The following is a 17,242-nucleotide window of genomic DNA, read 5'->3' on the forward strand; positions in this document are numbered from 1 at the left end:
TCATGTACCGCTGCCCGGGCCGAAGCTCAGCCGCTTTCCAGATACCGCTTCAGCTTTTCTTTTGCCCTGGCATGATAAACCTTAACCGTTCCCAACGGCATTTCCAGAAGTTCCGCAATATCATTCAGCTTGCAGTCAAAGAAATACTTCTGAATGATAATTACTTTATAAGGATAATCCAGATGATCGATGGCCCGGTACAAATCCATCTTTTCCTCCGCAGATACCGGGGCCTCCTCCTGGGCCCATTCCTCTGATTCCCATTCCGGTTCCTCTGCATACCGGCGGTTCCTGCGCAGCTCCGCCAGCGCGCAGTTAATCAGGATTCTGGTCATCCAGCTTTTGAAAAACTCCGGTTTTTTCAGCTGGCCTATAGCCTCCATGCTTTTGACAATGCATTCCTGGACCGCGTCGCAGGCCATGTCCTGATTTCTGGTATATAAGAAAGCGGTTCGGTACAGATATTCCTTATGAAGCAGCATCAATTCCAGAAAAGCATCCTTATCGCCTTTCTTCGCCCTTCTGACCAACATTTCAAGTTCCATCCGTCTATCCTTTCCTGCCGTTTGCCACGGATCCTTTTTTCTGCAATTGCATTAATAAGATGTTTCCCCCTGCCAAAAGGTTACACATGGAAAAAGATTTAAAAATCCCCAAAAAGGTAAGGAAGATAAAGTTACCATTCAGACAGGTCGCGCATTTACCATGGAGCAGCACAACCTGGCCTCTGATCCTAAAAGGAAAGAGCTTTTAATCTCCATGCAGAAAGCCCTGGCCGGGGAGCTTTGCAGGCTTCCCCACCCTTTTGGAGAATTTACCCGGAAATGACCGCAATCAAAGACCTCGCGGCAGAGCAGCGGGGTCTTTGACCCTCGCGGCAGTCGCCAAATATCCATGCAAGCATGGATACTTGGCTCGTTGCTCGCGGGAATAAAAAATGCGGTGAAATCAATTTTCACACACATTGATTTCACCGCAGGTCCTTTTCAATATGGAAAGCACAGGCTTAAAAAGCACAAGACATACCACTACATTCCCGATGCAGTGGGGAATGTCATAGGCCAGGCCTGATATCCAGTAGGCAAACGCCGCCTGCGGGCCCCCTATGGCAAAATAAGGCAGCGCGCACAGCGCGCCGAAGGTAATCCCAAAAAAGCCGGAAAGGATGCTCCAGAACAGCACCGATTTCTGTTTTCTGAAAAACAGGGTGACTGCGGCCTGAACACTCCAGACATAAAGATAATTGATCCACCATAATCCGAAGCCGTAAATCAGCCCTTCCACCAGCACAAAAATATAGATGATAAAAAACACCTTTTTGCCGAACACAAGCGTATAGGCGATTACCAAAAGGGTCACAACTTCAATATTGGGAAGAAACCCCAGCGCAACCTGCCCTATGATCAGCAACGCGCTGAGGATCCCCATAAGCGCTATTTCCTTTGTATTAAGATGTGCCATTAATAGCCTTCCTTCATGGTCAGTTCAAAACGATCTCCGTCCGCTATCGGGGTCTGTTCAGCAGAAGTATTGACGGTTTCGCCGCCCTTGGTGATACACCACCACTGCTGCTTTGTATCGTCAGCCTTCTCTCCGTCCACGGCAGTGATGAATAAACCATAAGGTCCCATTTCGCCTTCCACCAGCTGTTCCGCTTCCAGCACTTCGCCAAGATACGCCGCATCCGTATGGTATTCAAAGGTCTGCTCCGACTGATCCCCGTGTACTACCACAACCGTAACGTTCTTGCTTCCCGCTTCTCCTGACGGACGGAATTTTCCATAAAGGATTGCTGCTCCCGCACAAACAAGAAGCAGGAGCACCGCGGCTATGATGATTCCTTTCTTTTCCTTCATATTCTTTTTCTCCTTCCCTCATGCTGTTTCATTCATCTGTTTTCCGGTTCAGCATGATATCCGTAACTTCTATATCATACCAGCATTTATGGATGGATTGCAATATCAAATATGAATGGATTTCACTTGTGAAATTCACATGTAATCCGAAGGCCTTATTCCGGCTGCGGCGTCATTTTGAATTCCTTTACTTCCATCACAGCGTCTGTCGTCACCTCCGACATTGCATACAGACCGATAACCGTTCCTGTAAAACATTTTCCTGCCAGTTCGCAGGAAAGGAAGCGGGTGGAAGCTTTGCATACCTGGTGAATCTCCCCTTCGCCGGATGCATAACAAAAAGTAAAAAATTCCTTATCCGCACGGATACATAGCCGCAGTTCCCCCTCCGGAGCCGGCGCACAGAATGCTGTCTGCCGGAAATCCTCCGCTGTTTTTTCCACCACAAGGAAATTCCCTTCCTGCGTTCTTTTTTTCCCAAAACGGTAGTGGAAATCAGAGGCGAGGACCACTGCCAGGCCGGCCTCGTCGCCTTCCCTGCGGGGTTTAAAATCAAATACGGCTTCTGTCTCACATCCGAAATCACACTGTCTGACCGCAGCGAATACAGGGCTTTTCGCTGCTTCAAAGGTGACTGTGGAAGGGTGCAGCTTCAACGAACCCTCTCCTCTTTCATAGGCCCCCTCTGCCGGCCTGCGCAGAAAAATCCATTCCGGTTCCCATTTCCTGTTTGAAAAATCCGCCTGCCAGCTTTTTTCCGCCTCCTGCTCCGCCCATAAAGGGCCTTCACAAATTAGGGAGGCTTTCCTGTTGTTTCCCACCACAGGCCAATCTTCCTCCCAGGTTACCGGGGTCAGGAAGGTTTCCCGTCCCAAATGGCTCATTGTCCGCCTGGAAATCCGGGTTGCCAGATGAACCAGCCACCAGTTTCCCAGATGATCCTGAAACAGATCCCCGTGCCCGGAACACTGCACCTGCCTGCTGGCATCATGCAGGTTGGTCAATACAGGATTACCGGGGCAGCTCTCATAAGAGCCGTCCACGCTGCGGCTTCTCGCAACGGTAATCATATGATTAAAATTGGTGCCTCCTTCTGCTGCCAGCAGGTAATACCAGTCTCCGATGTGATAGACGTGCGGGGCTTCCAGAAAACCGCCGCCCACACCGCTCCAAATCGTTTTCTGCGCTCCCAGAAGCCTGCCCGTGCGGACATCTATTTCCTCCAGGGTAATTTCCTCCCGCCCCGGATGCAAAGACTGGTTGGTACAATAATAAACTCTGTCCCCGTCAAACAGCAGGGACGGATCGATCCCTCCCACCGGAACCCAGACCGGAGAAGACCATTCCCCCGCCGGATCCTGCGTCGATACAATAAAATTCCCATACTGTTCCAATGTTGCCGTCACATAAAAAGTCCCCTGGTTCCAGCGGATTGTGGGCGCCCAGATACCACCGGAATCCTTCACCTGCTCCAGCGGGAATTCTTCCGCACGGGCGGCACAATTTCCTATCTGCGTCCAATTTACCAGATCCTTACTGTGAAAAACAGGGATTCCCGGAAAATACTCAAAGGAACTGGTCACCAGGTAATAATCCTCTCCTACCCGGCAAATACTCGGGTCCGGATGAAAGCCTTTTATAATCGGATTTTTATACTGCATATGATATCTCTCCTTTTACCTTTATTTCTTTTTTTGTAGTACCGTTATTTGTCTTCTGTCATTTTTTATCCTTTGGCATGGGGAAATTCCAATACCCCTGCGGCCCGGTACCCATATAGAACAGAAAGTATTTATCTTCCCGGCCGGCGTGTTTTGCAGCAACACAGTTATCCCACCGCCGGCTGTTCCTGCGTGATATTGAGTATCACACGGCCATAGGAGGTCAGCGCCGGCTCCCCGTCATCCGTCAGCGACAGTATGATGTGAACGCTGCCTGTCCTGGCCGATGCAGGGATTGTGATGGCGGCCCTCTGGGAGTATGCGCCTGATATATGGATTTTTTCCTTGCAGCTTCCGGCTTCTTCGTATATCCACCAATGATAGAAAAGATGATTGCCATCCGGATCTGAGGAGCCTGCTGCGCTTAAGCTTATAGTATCGCCCGGCCTGACCTGCCGGATCATAATGTTTCCTGCCAGGCCTTCTAAAACGACAGTAGGTTCATGATTTGCTTCTTCATAGCTCTTTGTGCACCAGTCCATTCTGGCCTGGAAGCTGTTTTGGAAATCCTTTCTCCAGCGGGAAATGGTGGTTTTGGGGTCGGAACGGTTTGTATCTGATGTTCTTTCAACCGGTGTTTTAAATGGTCCGGCATATGTATTTTCTTCGGCTGCCGGCCCGTTTTCCATGGTTCCGGCAGCAGGAACAGCATCCCTATGGAACTGCTTCCTGCCTTCTGCTTCGCCATTGTCAGCGGAATAAATGTTATCTTCCGCATCAAAATATCTGTTTTTCCCACCTTCAAACCGGCCTCCCCAGCCTCCCCATTCCGGATGCTCCGGACTGCCCGGCCCTATCGGAAGCAGATAAAGGAAAGAAGGGGTATCTCCTTCCTTGACGCCTCTCACATTGCCCCAGATGTCTCCACCATCATAGTTGGGATATGCACTGCCTAAAGGCCCATGGCCGTTTCGCAGGTTTTCTTCCACCCATTCAGCAGAGACATCCTTAGTATCGCCTCCACGGTACATTCCGCGGAAAGCTGTGTAAGAGGTGATGTAGAAAACCTCCGGACAATTTTCACGAATCCATGGACCGGCGTCATCATACTGATCATGAATTGCATATACCCGCAGCTTGCGGCTGAAGGCGGCAAACGCCTCTTCACTGCGCTCTGTTTTCACCCGCCATAAGGCCTGAGCCAAATCTGTCGCGCCGCCCCAGATGGTAATCCAGACGGGCCTGGGATCCGGAGCGTCTGCCGTTCTGATAATCCAGTTGGATCCCGGGGTATCTTTTCCTTCTCCAACGTTTTCCATCCCGCAGTAAAGCGAACCGGCCCTGATGCCTTCCAGAAGCTTCTTGGGATCCGGATAATCCGCACTGTGCAATAAGAGATTGTCCCATACCTTTTCATAGTGTCTGACAATGGTTTCCAGGTAGTCTGTTTTCACCGCGCCTTTTATGTGACTGGAATAGGTGGCTATCAGGCCTTCTATGTCTAAAAGATCTGAATACAGCAAAAGCCGGATAAGCGACTGGGTGTCATCCGGCTCACCGCAGCCTGGCTGCAGGCTGCTGATATCTGTCAGTACTATTAAACGGGGTTTTTGGGGGTGAATATTCACGGTGGGTTCCTGCCTTTTTCTGTGGTAGTAATAAGTATATTACTTTGGATGGGGGCAGGTAAAGTGTTTAAATTTTTGTACGTATGGGAAAAATAGTATTGTATAGAATTGTATAAAAATGCTTCCCGTCAGAATCGCTGAAAACACAAGTGTATAATCTCCATTACACCTTAAAAAATAACACCCTATGCAGAATCCTTCCATCACCTTTCATAACAGTAAAAACCATCATAAACATTACCTGACAGGAAAAATATCCCTGTCATTATCGTATTTCATTTAATGCAGAATTGGAATTCTCATCTGCATATATTGCTGCAACCTTGTTCTGCCGCATCCTGAGCAGATAATTCCCATATAAGGTAATCATTTCCTTCGCTTTATATCTCACAAAATATTCTGTATAAATATACCCATTCAAATACCAGGCTGAATAAATATTAACTCCAGCCAGTTCAAAATCACCTTTAGCAACAGGTTCACTGCTTTTTATTATTCGATCTATTTTTGCCTGGAAATCCCGTATTTTGGTCCGATAAAAGGCTTCCATTTCGGTATCTGCAGCCACTGAATAATCTGGAGTAATTTTTTGAAATATTTCTTCAGGCAATAAATATTCCGTACTTTGTCCCACTTTTCTGTTTGCACTCAGGCCATTGTCACCGCATATCGTTAAGAGCATCGCCCCGATGTCATAACACAGAATTCTAACAGGCATTAAATTTTTCTTATCCTGTAATCTTTGCATGCACTCGGCCAGCGACTCCCGGTATTTCTCCTGATTCAGTTTTCGCAGCACCTGAAACTCTACATATTGCGCACTTCCCTCAATAACTTCCACGCCGCTTTCATAATTATATTGATACGGGAACTGCGCCATCCTTCTCTTACGCAACGATAAAAATTTCTCATAGTCAGATACCTGAAAACGTTCATGCAACGAAGCCAGAAGCAAATTTTCCTGAAATTTTATCTGTAAATATAATGGACTGTACCTGTATTTCAGCAAAGCCTCCACTTCCTCCGGGAAACGGCTTTCTCCGCATTCCATCTGATATGCATGAAACATTTCATGAATAATCTTACTGGTTAAAACATCCAGATCCATTTCTTCCGAAAGACACCATATGGCTATTAGCCTTCCCTGATAGCAAATAGCGGTATTGGCAAGAAATTCCTCTGTCTTTGAAAAAATCTGCCCATTTAAAATGACCTGTGATGCATTGTACAAGGCAAAATCATACCGTTTAAAGCATGGCCACAACTCCTCAAATACGACAGAATCAATTTTCTCTTTTACCAGGCTATATATTTCCATTAAATCTAAAGCGGACACTATTCTCTCTTCTCCCTTTAGCCGTATTCATATTTTTTAATTTCGCAGACGACAATATAATATCAATACAAAAACATTACGGCCTATTGTTTTTCCAGGAATGAAAATAAGCCGGCTCTAAATTTTACTCTTTTCTTATTCCCATAATTAAACTGTCATGATATATACCATCCTGCAATTCCCTGTGGGGGACCACGAAATAATCTTTAAAACCACATTTATGATAACACTTGATTGCCCTTGCATTATGTATCTTTGGATCTATTAATATAGCATCCGCATGATAATCATTAAATAATGCAGTAATTAATAACCTCAAGCTTTTTGTTCCAAGCCCCTGATTCCTAAGCGATACTTCACCTATAAATATATCAATTCCGAACACAAGATCAGCTTTCTCTATGTATCGATTATATTCCTTTTCCGGAACTTCATAATATTCCGCATTTAATATACAAAACTGGCAAAAGCCAATCGGAGCCGAATTATATTCAATGATACACTGTACTATGCCCTCTTCGTTACCTTCTTTATATCCTTTAACCACTCTGTCATATGTAAAGTGCTCGTTCATCCCTTCCCAGTATTTCATTGTATCAGGATCTGTCATCCATTTTAAGAATAATTCAAAATCATCCCTGCTCTCTTCCATTTTTCTGATACAAATATTATCTTTATTTGCTATTACATTCATCATATTCCTCCGTTATCCTTTCCTTACATTATGGCAACAGCGCTTTATCCTGGCCGGAACTTCCAGACAGTCGCAAATGGAGCAGCATACTCCAATCAAAGACCCCGCAGCAAGCAACGGGGTATCAAACTTGCAGCGCTGCAGAGCAGCGGGGTATTTGACCCTCGCGGCAGTCGCCAAATATCCATGCAAGCATGGCTACTTGGCTCGTTGCTCGCGGGAATAAAGCGCGCCTGCACCAATTGTTCCCTAATCAATGCACTCTCAATCCTGCGATTTCCGCAAACCGTTCCAATATTTTAACATGGCGCTGCATATTCCTGAACTCAATAAGAACCTGCGCATTATGTTCCGGGCATCTGCAGGAGTTAAGATAAAGCAAAAAATGTCTTGAAATATCCTTTGCCGCCCTATAGGACAGAACCGCATTTTGTTCTATTTCATCCAGATTAGGTTTATCCATCAGTTCAATATCCTGAATAAATTTTTCTTCTTTCACAAAACAATCAACCAATTTCTGAAAGCATTCCGCATATTCTCTTCTATCCATGAATGATACCTCCCCGTTTCCCGCTGTATATGCATCAAGCTTATCAAAATCAATGTCCTATAATCAGTACTCTCTATCCAAAGATAAAGATAATACAATTAAAGACAGCAGGTTTACGGGTTTGTCCATGAATTTCATTAATTTGAATTTCCTGCCCATATTCGGTACATAATGCTAATAACCGGTCAAATCACCGCAGATCTCCGATACACAAATATATTGATCTTTTTAAACAAATCCTGTATTGTATTTTTAGTTAGTGTATTCTAACTCTTTTGCAGTATAAAATACATTGAAATCATAAAGCCTCAATGAAAGGAGCATTCAAGCATGTACTGTACTAGAAAAATTACTGACGCCGTCACCTGGGTCGGCGGCTGTGACCGCCGGCTGTCACTGTTCGAAAATCTTTTCCCGGTTCCCAGTGGTGTCGCCTACAATTCCTATCTGATTCTGGATGAAAAAACAGCGTTGCTGGATACTGTGGACTCTTCCATCTCCCGCCAGTTTCTGGAAAATGTGCTCCATACACTGGATTCACGCCCTTTGGACTATTTAGTGATAAACCATATGGAGCCGGATCACTGCGCCAACATCAGTGAACTTCTCCTTCGTTTTCCCGGGCTGAAAATCGTCGGGAATGCCAAAACCCTTACCTTCATCCGGCAGTTCTACGATATGGATCTGGAGGGCCGGACAATTACCATTAAAGAAAAGGATACGCTCCCGCTCGGCCGCCATACCCTGCATTTTTACCTGACGCCCATGGTCCATTGGCCTGAAGTTATGATGACCTATGAGGAAAGCGAAAATATCCTGTTCTCCGCCGACGCCTTTGGCTGCTTCGGAGCCCTGAATGGCAATATTTTTATTGACGAACTGGACTATACGCAGGACTGGCTGGCGGAAGCCAGACGGTATTACGGCAACATCGTAGGAAAATACGGGCCGCAGGTACAGGCTGCACTGAAGAAACTGTCTGCTCTGGAAATCGCCGTGGTCTGCCCTCTGCATGGGCCCATTTGGCGCAGCGACATTGACCTGCTGCTTGATATATACGCCCGCTGGAGCAGCTACGAGCCGGAGGAGCATACGGTCGCCCTGTTCTACGGCTCAATGTACGGCGATTCGGAAAACGCCGTCAACATACTGGCCGCCGGCCTTGCAGATGCGGGCATCCGTAAAATTGCGGTCTATGATATTTCCTGCACCCACATATCCTTCCTCATCGCCGAGGTATTCCGCTGCAGCCATCTGGTACTCACGGCTCCCACCTACAACAGCGGCATCTACCCGGCCATGCTGAATTTTCTTCATGATATGAAGGCGCTGAATTTGCAGAACCGTACGGTTGCCCTGATCGAAAACGGTTCCTGGGCGCCGGCCAGCGGCAGGCAGATGCGCACTCTGCTGGAAGAAATGAAGCAGATGAAAATTCTGGAGCCTGTCGTCACCATCAAATCCTCTCTGAAGGAGGATTCCCTGGACAGCCTCCTTCAGCTGAAGGAGAGCCTGGCCGCTTCCCTTCGTGACGGCCATTCCTTTCAGGCCTAGTTTTACCTTTCAGGCCTGGTTTTACCTTTCAGGATACAGCCCGTCTTATTACTGCATCACCTTCAGCCGTCTCAAAAACGCCATCAAGAAAGGTATGGATGCAAGCAGAGTACACACATCCGCCAGAGGCTGTGCCAGCTGTACGCCCAGCACTCCCGTAAACCGGGGCAGAATCAGGATCAGGGGCAGGAAAAATACCCCCTGCCGGCAAAGCGCAAGGAAGGTGGCCCTGCCCGACTGTCCCGTACTCTGAAGCGCCATATTGGCGGTTGTGGTAATGCCGCAGAACGGCATTACAAGGCACTGCGCCCTCAGCGCATAGGCCCCCAACGCGATTACCTGTGCGTCGTCCCTGCGGAAGGCTCTCAGAATCTGCGGGGCGAAAATGAAAATAATCAGGCTGAAAATCGCCATCACCACCGTACCCACCAGGATTGTGAAACGGGTGGCTTCATGCACTCTGTCATATTTTTTTGCCCCATAATTGAAGCCTGCCACAGGCTGGAAGCCCTGCCCAAAGCCAAGCATGGCGGAAAACATGAAAAACATAAGCCTTCCCACAATGCTCATAGCCGCCACAGCCGCATCCCCATACATTGCCGCATTCACATTCAGCGCCACAGAAGCCAGGCTGGCAAGCCCCTGCCTGCAAAGCGTGGGCATACCGGTTGTAACAATATCCACGTATGTTTTCAGCTGTTTGGAAACTTTGGTAATCCGCAGCCGCACATCACTCTTTCCTTTTAAGAAAAGCACCAGTAGAATGATGAAGCTCACCGTCTGGCTCAGCGCCGTGGCAATCGCCGCCCCGGCAGTTCCCAACCCCAGCCCGAAAATAAAAATGGGATCCAGGATAATATTCAGGATACCGCCGGTGCCGATTCCCAGCATGCCAAGCACGGATTTCCCTTCGCACCTGAAAATATTGTTCATCACAAAGGAAGCGCACATAATCGGCGCCGCCAGCAATATGTACTGTCCATAATCCCTTGCATAGGGAAGAATCGTTTCCGTCGCACCCAGCACCTGCATCAGGGGTTCTACAAAAAGCGACCCAAAAACAGTCAGCGCAAGCCCCAGCACAATCGCGGAAAAAAAGCCCGTACTGGCGGCGCATGTGGCCTTTTCCTCCTCCTTTGCCCCAAGGTGCAGCGACACGATAGTCCCTGAGCCCATGCCTAATGTAAACCCGATGGCCTGAATAATCGCCATCAGTGAAAATACAATGCCAACCGCTCCCACCGCACTTGTCCCTAATTGGGACACGAAAAAAGTATCCGCCATATTATAAATGGCCGATACCATCATACTGATAATCGTTGGAATCGCCAGCGTCGTGACCAGCTTCGGAACCGGTGTCTGTGTCATCTTCTCATAATGCGCCTGCCTCCGCGCTTCGTCCTGTGTCATTTCACCCATATAACCTCTTTCCGCGCAGGAATCCTCCATATATCGGACAGCGCGCTGTTTTATATTCTTACGAAAGTATCAGCTGGCAGAGGAGATATTTTCCCCTGCCAGCTGAAGTTTTATCGTTATCTATAATATTAGCACATTTTTTACGGGCGCACCAGAGTGAAACGCATCATGCTGATTCTGAAGAATCGCACCAGGCAAAAGGCAAAATTACACCAGACTAATCCGATAATGCTCCAGCCAGTAATTCACCTGTAACAAATAAGCGAGCAGCTGCGGCCCGGCCATCAGCTGTCCGTAGAAGGGACGGGCATAATCGGATGGCTGTTCCATAAAACGTTCCACCTTCTTTTTATCAATCAGCAGGTTCAGCGGCGCATTCATATCGGAAAGCACCTCCCGCATATGGCTCCTCACAAGCTGTTCATATGCCGGATCATAGGTCTTGGGATAGGGACTCTTCCTGCGGTAGAGGACATCGTCAGGCAGCCAGCCCCTGCCAGCATCCCGCAAAAGCCCTTTTACAACGCCGTCATGGCACTTCATGCTCCAGGGAACATTCCACAGATATTCCATAATTAAATGATCTGCAAATGGCACCCTGGCCTCCAGCCCCACATGCATGCTGGTGCGATCCATCCTGTCAAGAAGCGTCTGCATGAACCATTTCAGATTCAGGTAGGAAATTTCCCTGCGCCGCTTTTCTTCCCCAGCCTCCCCCTCTAAAACAGGTGTTTCCTCTATGGTCCTGCGGTATGCATTCCCTGCATACTCCTCCAGGGGCAGCTGCTCAAGCACTTCGTCCTTAAGCAGCATCGTCCTGGGCGTAAAATCCATGGACCAGGGAAAACAGGCCGCCTCAAAGCATTCTTTTTTATGAAACCAGGGATAACCGCCGAAGATCTCATCCGCACATTCCCCTGTCAGCGTCACCTTATGCTGCTTTGCCACTTTACGGCAGAAATACAGCATGGAGGACTCCACATCAGCCATACACGGCAGATCCCTGGCATCCACCGCCTCAAAAAGATAGTCGTAAAGCTCCTCGTTTCTGCATTCCAGGTAAAAATGCTGTGTATCCGCATATTTTCTGACCACATCCACCCAGGGCCGATCCTGCGAGGGCTGGAAATTGTTTGCCTGGAAATTAATATCATTGTCCTTAAAATCAAAGGAATAGGTGGACAGCACCTTCCCCTGTTTTTTCAGTTCGCTGCTGCAGATAGCGGTCACAAGGCTGCTGTCCACGCCGCCGGACAGGAAGGTACAGACAGGGACATCGGACAGCATCTGCTTTTTTACCGCATTTTCAATCAGATACCGGGTATGCTCCACTGTTTTTTCGTAGGACTCCTCATGGGGGCGGCTTTGCAGCTTCCAGTAACAATGCTGGTTAATCCCTTCCGGGCCAAATTCCAGGTAATATCCCGGCAGGACCTCCTTCACATTACGGAATACACCGCTTCCGTAGGTTTTGGCAGGCCCCAGCCCGAAAACCTCGCAGAGCCCGGCCTTATCCACCTGCGCCTGTATCCCGGGATAGCTGAGGATTCCCTTGATTTCCGATGAAAAAATGAGGGTATCCTCTTTTATGGTATAAAAACAGGGCTTTACGCCTGCCCGGTCCCTGTAAAGGTAAATTTTTTCCAGCCTTCCATCCCAGATCGCAAAGGAAAAAATACCATCCAGCCGCTTTACGAATTCTTTTCCGTAATGCAGATAAGCAGTCAGAATAACCTCTGTGTCACTGTTCGTCTGAAAGCTTTCTCCTGATGCCAGAAGTTCTTTTTTCAGCTCCGGCATATTATATAGCTCTCCGTTGTAACAGATCGCAAATTCGGCGCCTCCTTCTCTTTTTACCATAGGCTGGCGCCCTGACGCCAAATCGATGATGGACAGCCTCACATGAGCCAGGCCGCAGTGTTTTCCCAGAAAAATCCCTTCCTCATCCGGCCCTCTGTGTTTCTGAACGGTTTTCATTCGGTTCAGCACCGTCCTCCATTCTCCTTCGTTTTTTTCATAATTTATTCTGACGTTACAAAAGCCTGCAATTCCGCACATATGGCTTTCCGCCTTTCCTGTCATTTGACTTGATTACAGTAAAAGTTTACGATGTTTGGACTGTTACTGATTTTTCTTTCATCGCAGCGGCTCATGGCCTTTACGTTTCCCCGTAATCCACCAGTAAAGGCTGTATCTGCTTATGGTCAAGGGCCTGCATCAGCGCCGGTATGAGTCTGTCTGCGTGGGCTACGAGGGAATTCGGCTTTTTCTCCGGATTATCCTGGCCAAAGGGCACAAAATAAATATTTTTGGTATTCAGAAGAAGTCCTATGTTTTTCATATTCATCCCCAGGCCGTCATTGGTGGAAATGAAGATCAAAAGAGGCTTGTTATTTCTCAGATGCGCCTTGGCCCCCATCAGAACCGGTGTGTCCGTAATCCCGTTTGCCAGTTTGGCGGCAGTATTGCCAGTGCACGGCAGAATCGCCATAATATCCAGATAACCCTTGGGGCCTATCGGCTCAGCTGCCTCAATGGAGCATATCGGCTCCCTTCCCGCGATTTTGGCCGCCCGTTCCATGAACTCCTCCGGCTTCCCGAATCTGTTCTCTATGCTCTGGGAAGCATTGGAAAAAAGAGGGTAAATATCCGCCCCCAGCTGTGCCAGTTTTTCCATTTCCTTAAATATCTTCTCAAACGTACAAAAGGAGCCGGTCAGTGCAACTCCTATTTTTTTACCTTTTAAATCCATCGTTAAAATACGCTCCTTTCACAGATGTCTCAATACATAGTCCGTAAGGCACTTCGCGGAAGTCCTGCCGGCATATTTGCCGGGCAGGCCCGGACAGCGCAGGGCTGTTATATTAAGACGTTCGGCCGCCTTATAATCCACGCCGCCGCTTCCTGATGCAATGTCTATAATTAACGCATCTTCTCTTATTTTTTCAAGCAGCTTCTCCGTTAAAAGCAGGGCCGGGGCCGTATTGTAGATGTATTCAAACTCTCCCGCCTTGCTTTCAAGCTGTTCCAGAGGCAGTGTCCGAAGGCCATAGGCATCCGCCACCGCAAGCTCGGTCTGACTGTTGCTGCATACCGTAACGCAGGCAGAAAGGCCTTTCAGCTTATCGCTCAGTATTTTTCCGCATCTGCCATAACCGATGACAAGGCTTTCGCTTTTGTGTATATTGGTATCCTTATGCCGCAATGCTTCCAGCACCGCGCCTTCCGCTGTTGCAACCGCATTGAACACGGCAATGCTTTCCACCAGCATAAAATCACAGCAGAGAATATCCCTTTCACTGCATTCCTGCCGGAACGATTCCGGAATGACACCCCCGAAAATAGTATGTTTTTTACGGATCAGCCGCGACAGCTCCCGGATTTCCAGAACCCCTTCTTTTTCCAGGGGAATCCCTCCCACAATCACATCCGCACCGTCCAGCGCCTCCTTCAAAGAATGCGCCCGGCCATCCGCGTTTTCCTTATCCGTTTCCTGAATTCCAAAGCTGATGACTCTATATCCATTTTCCTGAAAAAACGGTATCATAAAAGCCGTACGTCTGTCTCCTCCGATAACCGCAATATCGTATTCCGCCATAGTTGCCCTCCTGACTGCAGGTGTCATAAATCGACTTACTGTCTCATAAAATTGTATGCCGCCTATCCGCTGTTGTGCCTGTCAGGAAAGCGTGTTTGGAAAATGCCCCGGAACAGAATCTGCTGTAATACGGCAGAAAACGCCTGCAAAAAAGAAACAATTCCCACCAACGCTTTTCTTTTATACTTCCACTTTATATAGAAAAAAAGCGATACCGTTTCCGCATCGCTTTTTCCCAAAAATCCTGTTAAAATTCAATACCGATCAGCTTCTGCTGCCGGAAATCTGCATATTCTTCAGCAAGTACAGAAATTTTTTCCTTATCCTGAAAACCGTTCCACAGGGTTATTTTCATCTCCATTCCCCTGCTCTTCTTTGTACTTGTCCAGATTCCAATGATTTCTCCCCGGTAAACAACAGTTCCCGGATTCGCCACCATTTTCCAGATCTGTTTATGCAGGGATTTATCCGGCTGCAAAAGGCTTCTGTCACGCTGGTCAAGATACGGGTCATGGCCGCCAAGAAGGAGCAATTCCCTTTGCAGCGGTTTCGGGGACATAAGGCAGGCTTTGTCTTCGGAAAGAATCCAGGCATTCTTACCCACTGCTTTGACAGGCTCCATCTCCTCAGACACAGCTTTCCACATGCGGCGGGCCTGTTTCCCCGAGCAGCCCAGCCAACCTTCGAAAGAGGCTGGCGTTGCCGGTCCATAGCAGTGCAGGAATTTCCGCACCAGCTTCTTTGCCCCTTCTCCCTGGTTTCCCAGCGGATGGCCTGTCCAGGCATTATAAGAAGTAAAGGTGGGGCTGATTCCTTCCCGCGCCCCGAACACCACCAGTCCGTCGAATGCGCAGGGGCGCAGCAGGAATGACACCACCGCGCCGCCCACCGTCTGTTTGTCCGGGCTGCCGTACATGGACGGATGGTTCCACAGCGTCTTCTTTTCTTCGGGAAGCAGCGGCAGCATCCATTCGGCCAGCGTCTGATCCAAAGCGCTTTTGGTCACGATTGTCTTGCCGTTAAGCCTGGGCATTACCTGCTTCAGCATTGGGAGCAGTTCTTCAAAGGACATCTGCAGAAAATCCAGCGCCAGGGAAATTCCATGCGTATAAATCCATGGCTCATCCTCCTGCGGAATAAGCGCAGATAAAAAGACATCGCTTTCTTCCTCCGGGAATACAACAGGCGCGCCCCGCAGGCTCCATGCCTGCAGCAGACACCGTTCCTGGTACAAAAAATGGTTCATATCCTCCTGGCTGCAGGAAGGAATTCTGTTGTACAGCGCGGTTTCCCAGGCTCCGGGCGGACTGTTCTGCATACCGCAGGCGCCTGCGGCTGCGATGAGGTCTTCCTTTGTATAAAATGCATCCAGATGATGGGAATGGAGCCGGAAATTTCTTATCTGTTCCAGGTTCAGTTCTGTCATAGGGGTTCCTTTCGTCCTGCGGGAAGCTGTATTAACTGTTTTTTATTATGATGTTATTATACCTCTGCTTTTTGACCATGACAAAGAAAAAATCAAAATGTATATCTGCTTTGAGACAGCGCCGGAGTATCGTGGCAGGTGGATTACGCAAGCGCTTCTGAGGCGGGTCTGCAAGGATGCTGAAGCATAAGGCTTTGAATATATCGAAGTCTATCCGCAGCTTTCCGAAACCCGCTCCCCGCTTGCTTTCAATGGTCCGATGGCAATGTACTATAATTGGGGTTTTGAAAAGATACAGCAGCAGGGGAAACTATAGTTATAAGGGGAAAAATATCATCCTGTTAAACATTTTCTTGTGCTTTCAGAAAAGGTTGAATCTACGTAAAAATAGTGATAAAATAAACGCAAGCATAAATTTCTAACGAATCTTGGCCACATGTGCCGTCTAATTTTCATTCTCAATTCAGAAACTCTATGCTTACTATCCAACAAAGAAAGCAGGAGCGGCTGATTGGGAAGGCTGCTCCGCGCACAACAGAAAGGAGCAGCTTATGGCAGAAAAACTGCACGTAGTAAGAAATCAGAAGGATACGGTTTTCCGGATGCTTTTTCGGGAAAAGAAGGAACTATTGGAGTTGTATAATGCACTCAATGATTCCGCGTATAACAGCCCGGAGGACCTGACAATCTGTACCCTGGAAAATGCAATTTATATGAATTTTAAGAATGACATCTCATTCCTGCTGGATTCCGAGATGAATCTGTACGAGCACCAGGGTTCGTATAATCCCAATATGCCGCTGCGGGATTTGGTGTACATTGCCAAGCAGCTGGAAAAATATACGCGGGATGAGACCATATATTCTTCCACGCTGGTGAAAATTCCGGTGCCACGGTTCGTGGTATTTTACAACGGCACGGACGGGCAGCCGGAAAGGCAGATCCTGCGGCTGTCGGATGCTTTTGAAAAAGAGACGTCAGAACCGGAGCTGGAACTGAAGGTGCTCATGCTGAATATCAATTTCGGACACAATAAAGAGCTGATGGAGAAATGCCGGACATTGAGGGAATACAGCCAGTATGTGGACCGGGTCAGAAAATATGCAAAGAGAATGCGGATTGAGGAAGCGGTTGAACGGGCAGTGACGGAATGTATCAGGGAAGGGATTCTGGCAGATTTCCTGTCGTCACAGAGAGCGGAGGTGATAGCAGTGTCAATCTTTGAGTATAATGAAGAAGAGGAAATGAGAAAAATCCGCGCAAGCGAGTATAAGAACGGTAAAGAAGATGGAATTGCTCAGGGGATAAAGCAGGGAATAGAACAAGGAATAGAACAAGGAATGGTAGAAACCTGTAAGGAATTGGGGGTCAGTTTTGAGCAGACTGTAGCAAGACTAAAACTCCGTCTTGGCATCAGCGAACAGGAGGCACAGGAAAAGGTACGGCATTATTGGTGAAGAACCTGAATAGCTGAGGATATTATAGGAAACAAGATAAAAGTCATCATGGGACCTGTTGTC

Annotated in this window: 15 protein-coding genes; 2 read left to right on the forward strand and 13 right to left on the reverse strand. The window is 47.9% G+C overall.

Translation table 11 applies throughout. From position 1 onward, the window contains the following. Positions 1–26: 26 nt before the first annotated feature. The 8 genes from DXC51_RS16380 to DXC51_RS16420 form a co-directional block, all read right to left on the reverse strand. The gene (locus tag DXC51_RS16380; protein WP_117544944.1) at positions 27–545 is read right to left on the reverse strand and encodes a sigma-70 family RNA polymerase sigma factor; all 519 of its coding nucleotides are present in this window, start codon (positions 543–545) and stop codon (positions 27–29) included. 403 nt (positions 546–948) lie between these two features. Next, positions 949–1,461 (reverse strand): hypothetical protein, encoded by a 513-nt coding sequence (locus tag DXC51_RS16385; protein WP_021634588.1) that lies wholly within the window; start codon positions 1,459–1,461, stop codon positions 949–951. After that, positions 1,461–1,856 (reverse strand): DUF4430 domain-containing protein, encoded by a 396-nt coding sequence (locus DXC51_RS16390; RefSeq protein WP_025489503.1) that lies wholly within the window; start codon positions 1,854–1,856, stop codon positions 1,461–1,463. The genes DXC51_RS16385 and DXC51_RS16390 overlap by 1 nt, the downstream gene beginning before the upstream one ends. A 155-nt stretch (positions 1,857–2,011) precedes the next feature. Beyond that, positions 2,012–3,517 carry a glycoside hydrolase family 43 protein gene (locus tag DXC51_RS16395; RefSeq protein ID WP_117544945.1) on the reverse strand — a complete coding sequence of 502 codons (1,506 nt, stop codon included), beginning with the start codon at positions 3,515–3,517 and terminating at the stop codon, positions 2,012–2,014. Between the two features lie 167 nt (positions 3,518–3,684). After that, on the reverse strand, positions 3,685–5,145 hold the full coding sequence (locus DXC51_RS16400; protein WP_117544946.1) for a DUF1593 domain-containing protein: 1,461 nt from the start codon (positions 5,143–5,145) through the stop codon (positions 3,685–3,687). 265 nt (positions 5,146–5,410) lie between these two features. Then, a complete protein-coding gene (locus DXC51_RS16405; protein WP_147332374.1) occupies positions 5,411–6,163 on the reverse strand; it encodes a hypothetical protein in 753 nt (250 codons plus the stop codon). Between the two features lie 442 nt (positions 6,164–6,605). After that, positions 6,606–7,178: a GNAT family N-acetyltransferase gene (locus tag DXC51_RS16410; protein WP_081745392.1), complete on the reverse strand. Its 573-nt coding sequence runs from the start codon at positions 7,176–7,178 to the stop codon at positions 6,606–6,608. Between the two features lie 250 nt (positions 7,179–7,428). Then, positions 7,429–7,725, reverse strand: coding sequence for a hypothetical protein (locus tag DXC51_RS16420; RefSeq protein WP_117544949.1), 297 nt, complete (start codon positions 7,723–7,725; stop codon positions 7,429–7,431). A gap of 330 nt (positions 7,726–8,055) precedes the next feature. On the opposite strand from DXC51_RS16420, the gene DXC51_RS16425 reads away from it, so the two are divergent. Then, positions 8,056–9,279, forward strand: coding sequence for an FprA family A-type flavoprotein (locus DXC51_RS16425; RefSeq protein WP_117544950.1), 1,224 nt, complete (start codon positions 8,056–8,058; stop codon positions 9,277–9,279). Between the two features lie 48 nt (positions 9,280–9,327). Here DXC51_RS16425 and DXC51_RS16430 read toward each other — a convergent pair whose 3' ends face one another. The 5 genes from DXC51_RS16430 to DXC51_RS16450 all read right to left on the reverse strand — a co-directional run bounded on the left by DXC51_RS16430 (position 9,328) and on the right by DXC51_RS16450 (position 15,722). Beyond that, the gene (locus DXC51_RS16430; RefSeq protein WP_117544986.1) at positions 9,328–10,698 is read right to left on the reverse strand and encodes an MATE family efflux transporter; all 1,371 of its coding nucleotides are present in this window, start codon (positions 10,696–10,698) and stop codon (positions 9,328–9,330) included. Positions 10,699–10,905: 207 nt separating this feature from the next. After that, positions 10,906–12,756 carry an asparagine synthase (glutamine-hydrolyzing) gene (gene asnB, locus DXC51_RS16435; RefSeq protein ID WP_117544951.1) on the reverse strand — a complete coding sequence of 617 codons (1,851 nt, stop codon included), beginning with the start codon at positions 12,754–12,756 and terminating at the stop codon, positions 10,906–10,908. A gap of 100 nt (positions 12,757–12,856) precedes the next feature. Then, positions 12,857–13,450, reverse strand: a complete 594-nt coding sequence (locus tag DXC51_RS16440) for a dipicolinate synthase subunit B (protein WP_021633806.1) — start codon at positions 13,448–13,450, stop codon at positions 12,857–12,859. Between the two features lie 18 nt (positions 13,451–13,468). After that, entirely contained in the window at positions 13,469–14,296 is an 828-nt protein-coding gene (locus DXC51_RS16445) for a dipicolinate synthase subunit DpsA (RefSeq protein ID WP_035320534.1), read from the reverse strand. Between the two features lie 247 nt (positions 14,297–14,543). Beyond that, positions 14,544–15,722 carry a winged helix DNA-binding domain-containing protein gene (locus DXC51_RS16450; RefSeq protein ID WP_117544952.1) on the reverse strand — a complete coding sequence of 393 codons (1,179 nt, stop codon included), beginning with the start codon at positions 15,720–15,722 and terminating at the stop codon, positions 14,544–14,546. Positions 15,723–16,273: 551 nt separating this feature from the next. Between DXC51_RS16450 and DXC51_RS16460 the strand changes: the two genes are divergently transcribed. Next, the gene (locus DXC51_RS16460) at positions 16,274–17,179 is read left to right on the forward strand and encodes an RpnC/YadD family protein (protein WP_117544954.1); all 906 of its coding nucleotides are present in this window, start codon (positions 16,274–16,276) and stop codon (positions 17,177–17,179) included. Positions 17,180–17,242: the final 63 nt, after the last annotated feature.

It is taken from the genome of Eisenbergiella massiliensis (assembly GCF_003435485.1).

Bases quoted from the DNA above. Each gene is read 5' to 3' on its own strand.
- DXC51_RS16380 (WP_117544944.1), bottom strand. From the start codon at position 545: ATGGAACTTGAAATGTTGGTCAGAAGGGCGAAGAAAGGCGATAAGGAT.
- DXC51_RS16385 (WP_021634588.1), bottom strand. From the start codon at position 1,461: ATGGCACATCTTAATACAAAGGAAATAGCGCTTATGGGGATCCTCAGC.
- DXC51_RS16390 (WP_025489503.1), bottom strand. From the start codon at position 1,856: ATGAAGGAAAAGAAAGGAATCATCATAGCCGCGGTGCTCCTGCTTCTT.
- DXC51_RS16395 (WP_117544945.1), bottom strand. From the start codon at position 3,517: ATGCAGTATAAAAATCCGATTATAAAAGGCTTTCATCCGGACCCGAGT.
- DXC51_RS16410 (WP_081745392.1), bottom strand. From the start codon at position 7,178: ATGATGAATGTAATAGCAAATAAAGATAATATTTGTATCAGAAAAATG.
- DXC51_RS16420 (WP_117544949.1), bottom strand. From the start codon at position 7,725: ATGGATAGAAGAGAATATGCGGAATGCTTTCAGAAATTGGTTGATTGT.
- DXC51_RS16425 (WP_117544950.1), top strand. From the start codon at position 8,056: ATGTACTGTACTAGAAAAATTACTGACGCCGTCACCTGGGTCGGCGGC.
- DXC51_RS16430 (WP_117544986.1), bottom strand. From the start codon at position 10,698: ATGGGTGAAATGACACAGGACGAAGCGCGGAGGCAGGCGCATTATGAG.
- asnB (WP_117544951.1), bottom strand. From the start codon at position 12,756: ATGTGCGGAATTGCAGGCTTTTGTAACGTCAGAATAAATTATGAAAAA.
- DXC51_RS16440 (WP_021633806.1), bottom strand. From the start codon at position 13,450: ATGGATTTAAAAGGTAAAAAAATAGGAGTTGCACTGACCGGCTCCTTT.
- DXC51_RS16445 (WP_035320534.1), bottom strand. From the start codon at position 14,296: ATGGCGGAATACGATATTGCGGTTATCGGAGGAGACAGACGTACGGCT.
- DXC51_RS16450 (WP_117544952.1), bottom strand. From the start codon at position 15,722: ATGACAGAACTGAACCTGGAACAGATAAGAAATTTCCGGCTCCATTCC.
- DXC51_RS16460 (WP_117544954.1), top strand. From the start codon at position 16,274: ATGGCAGAAAAACTGCACGTAGTAAGAAATCAGAAGGATACGGTTTTC.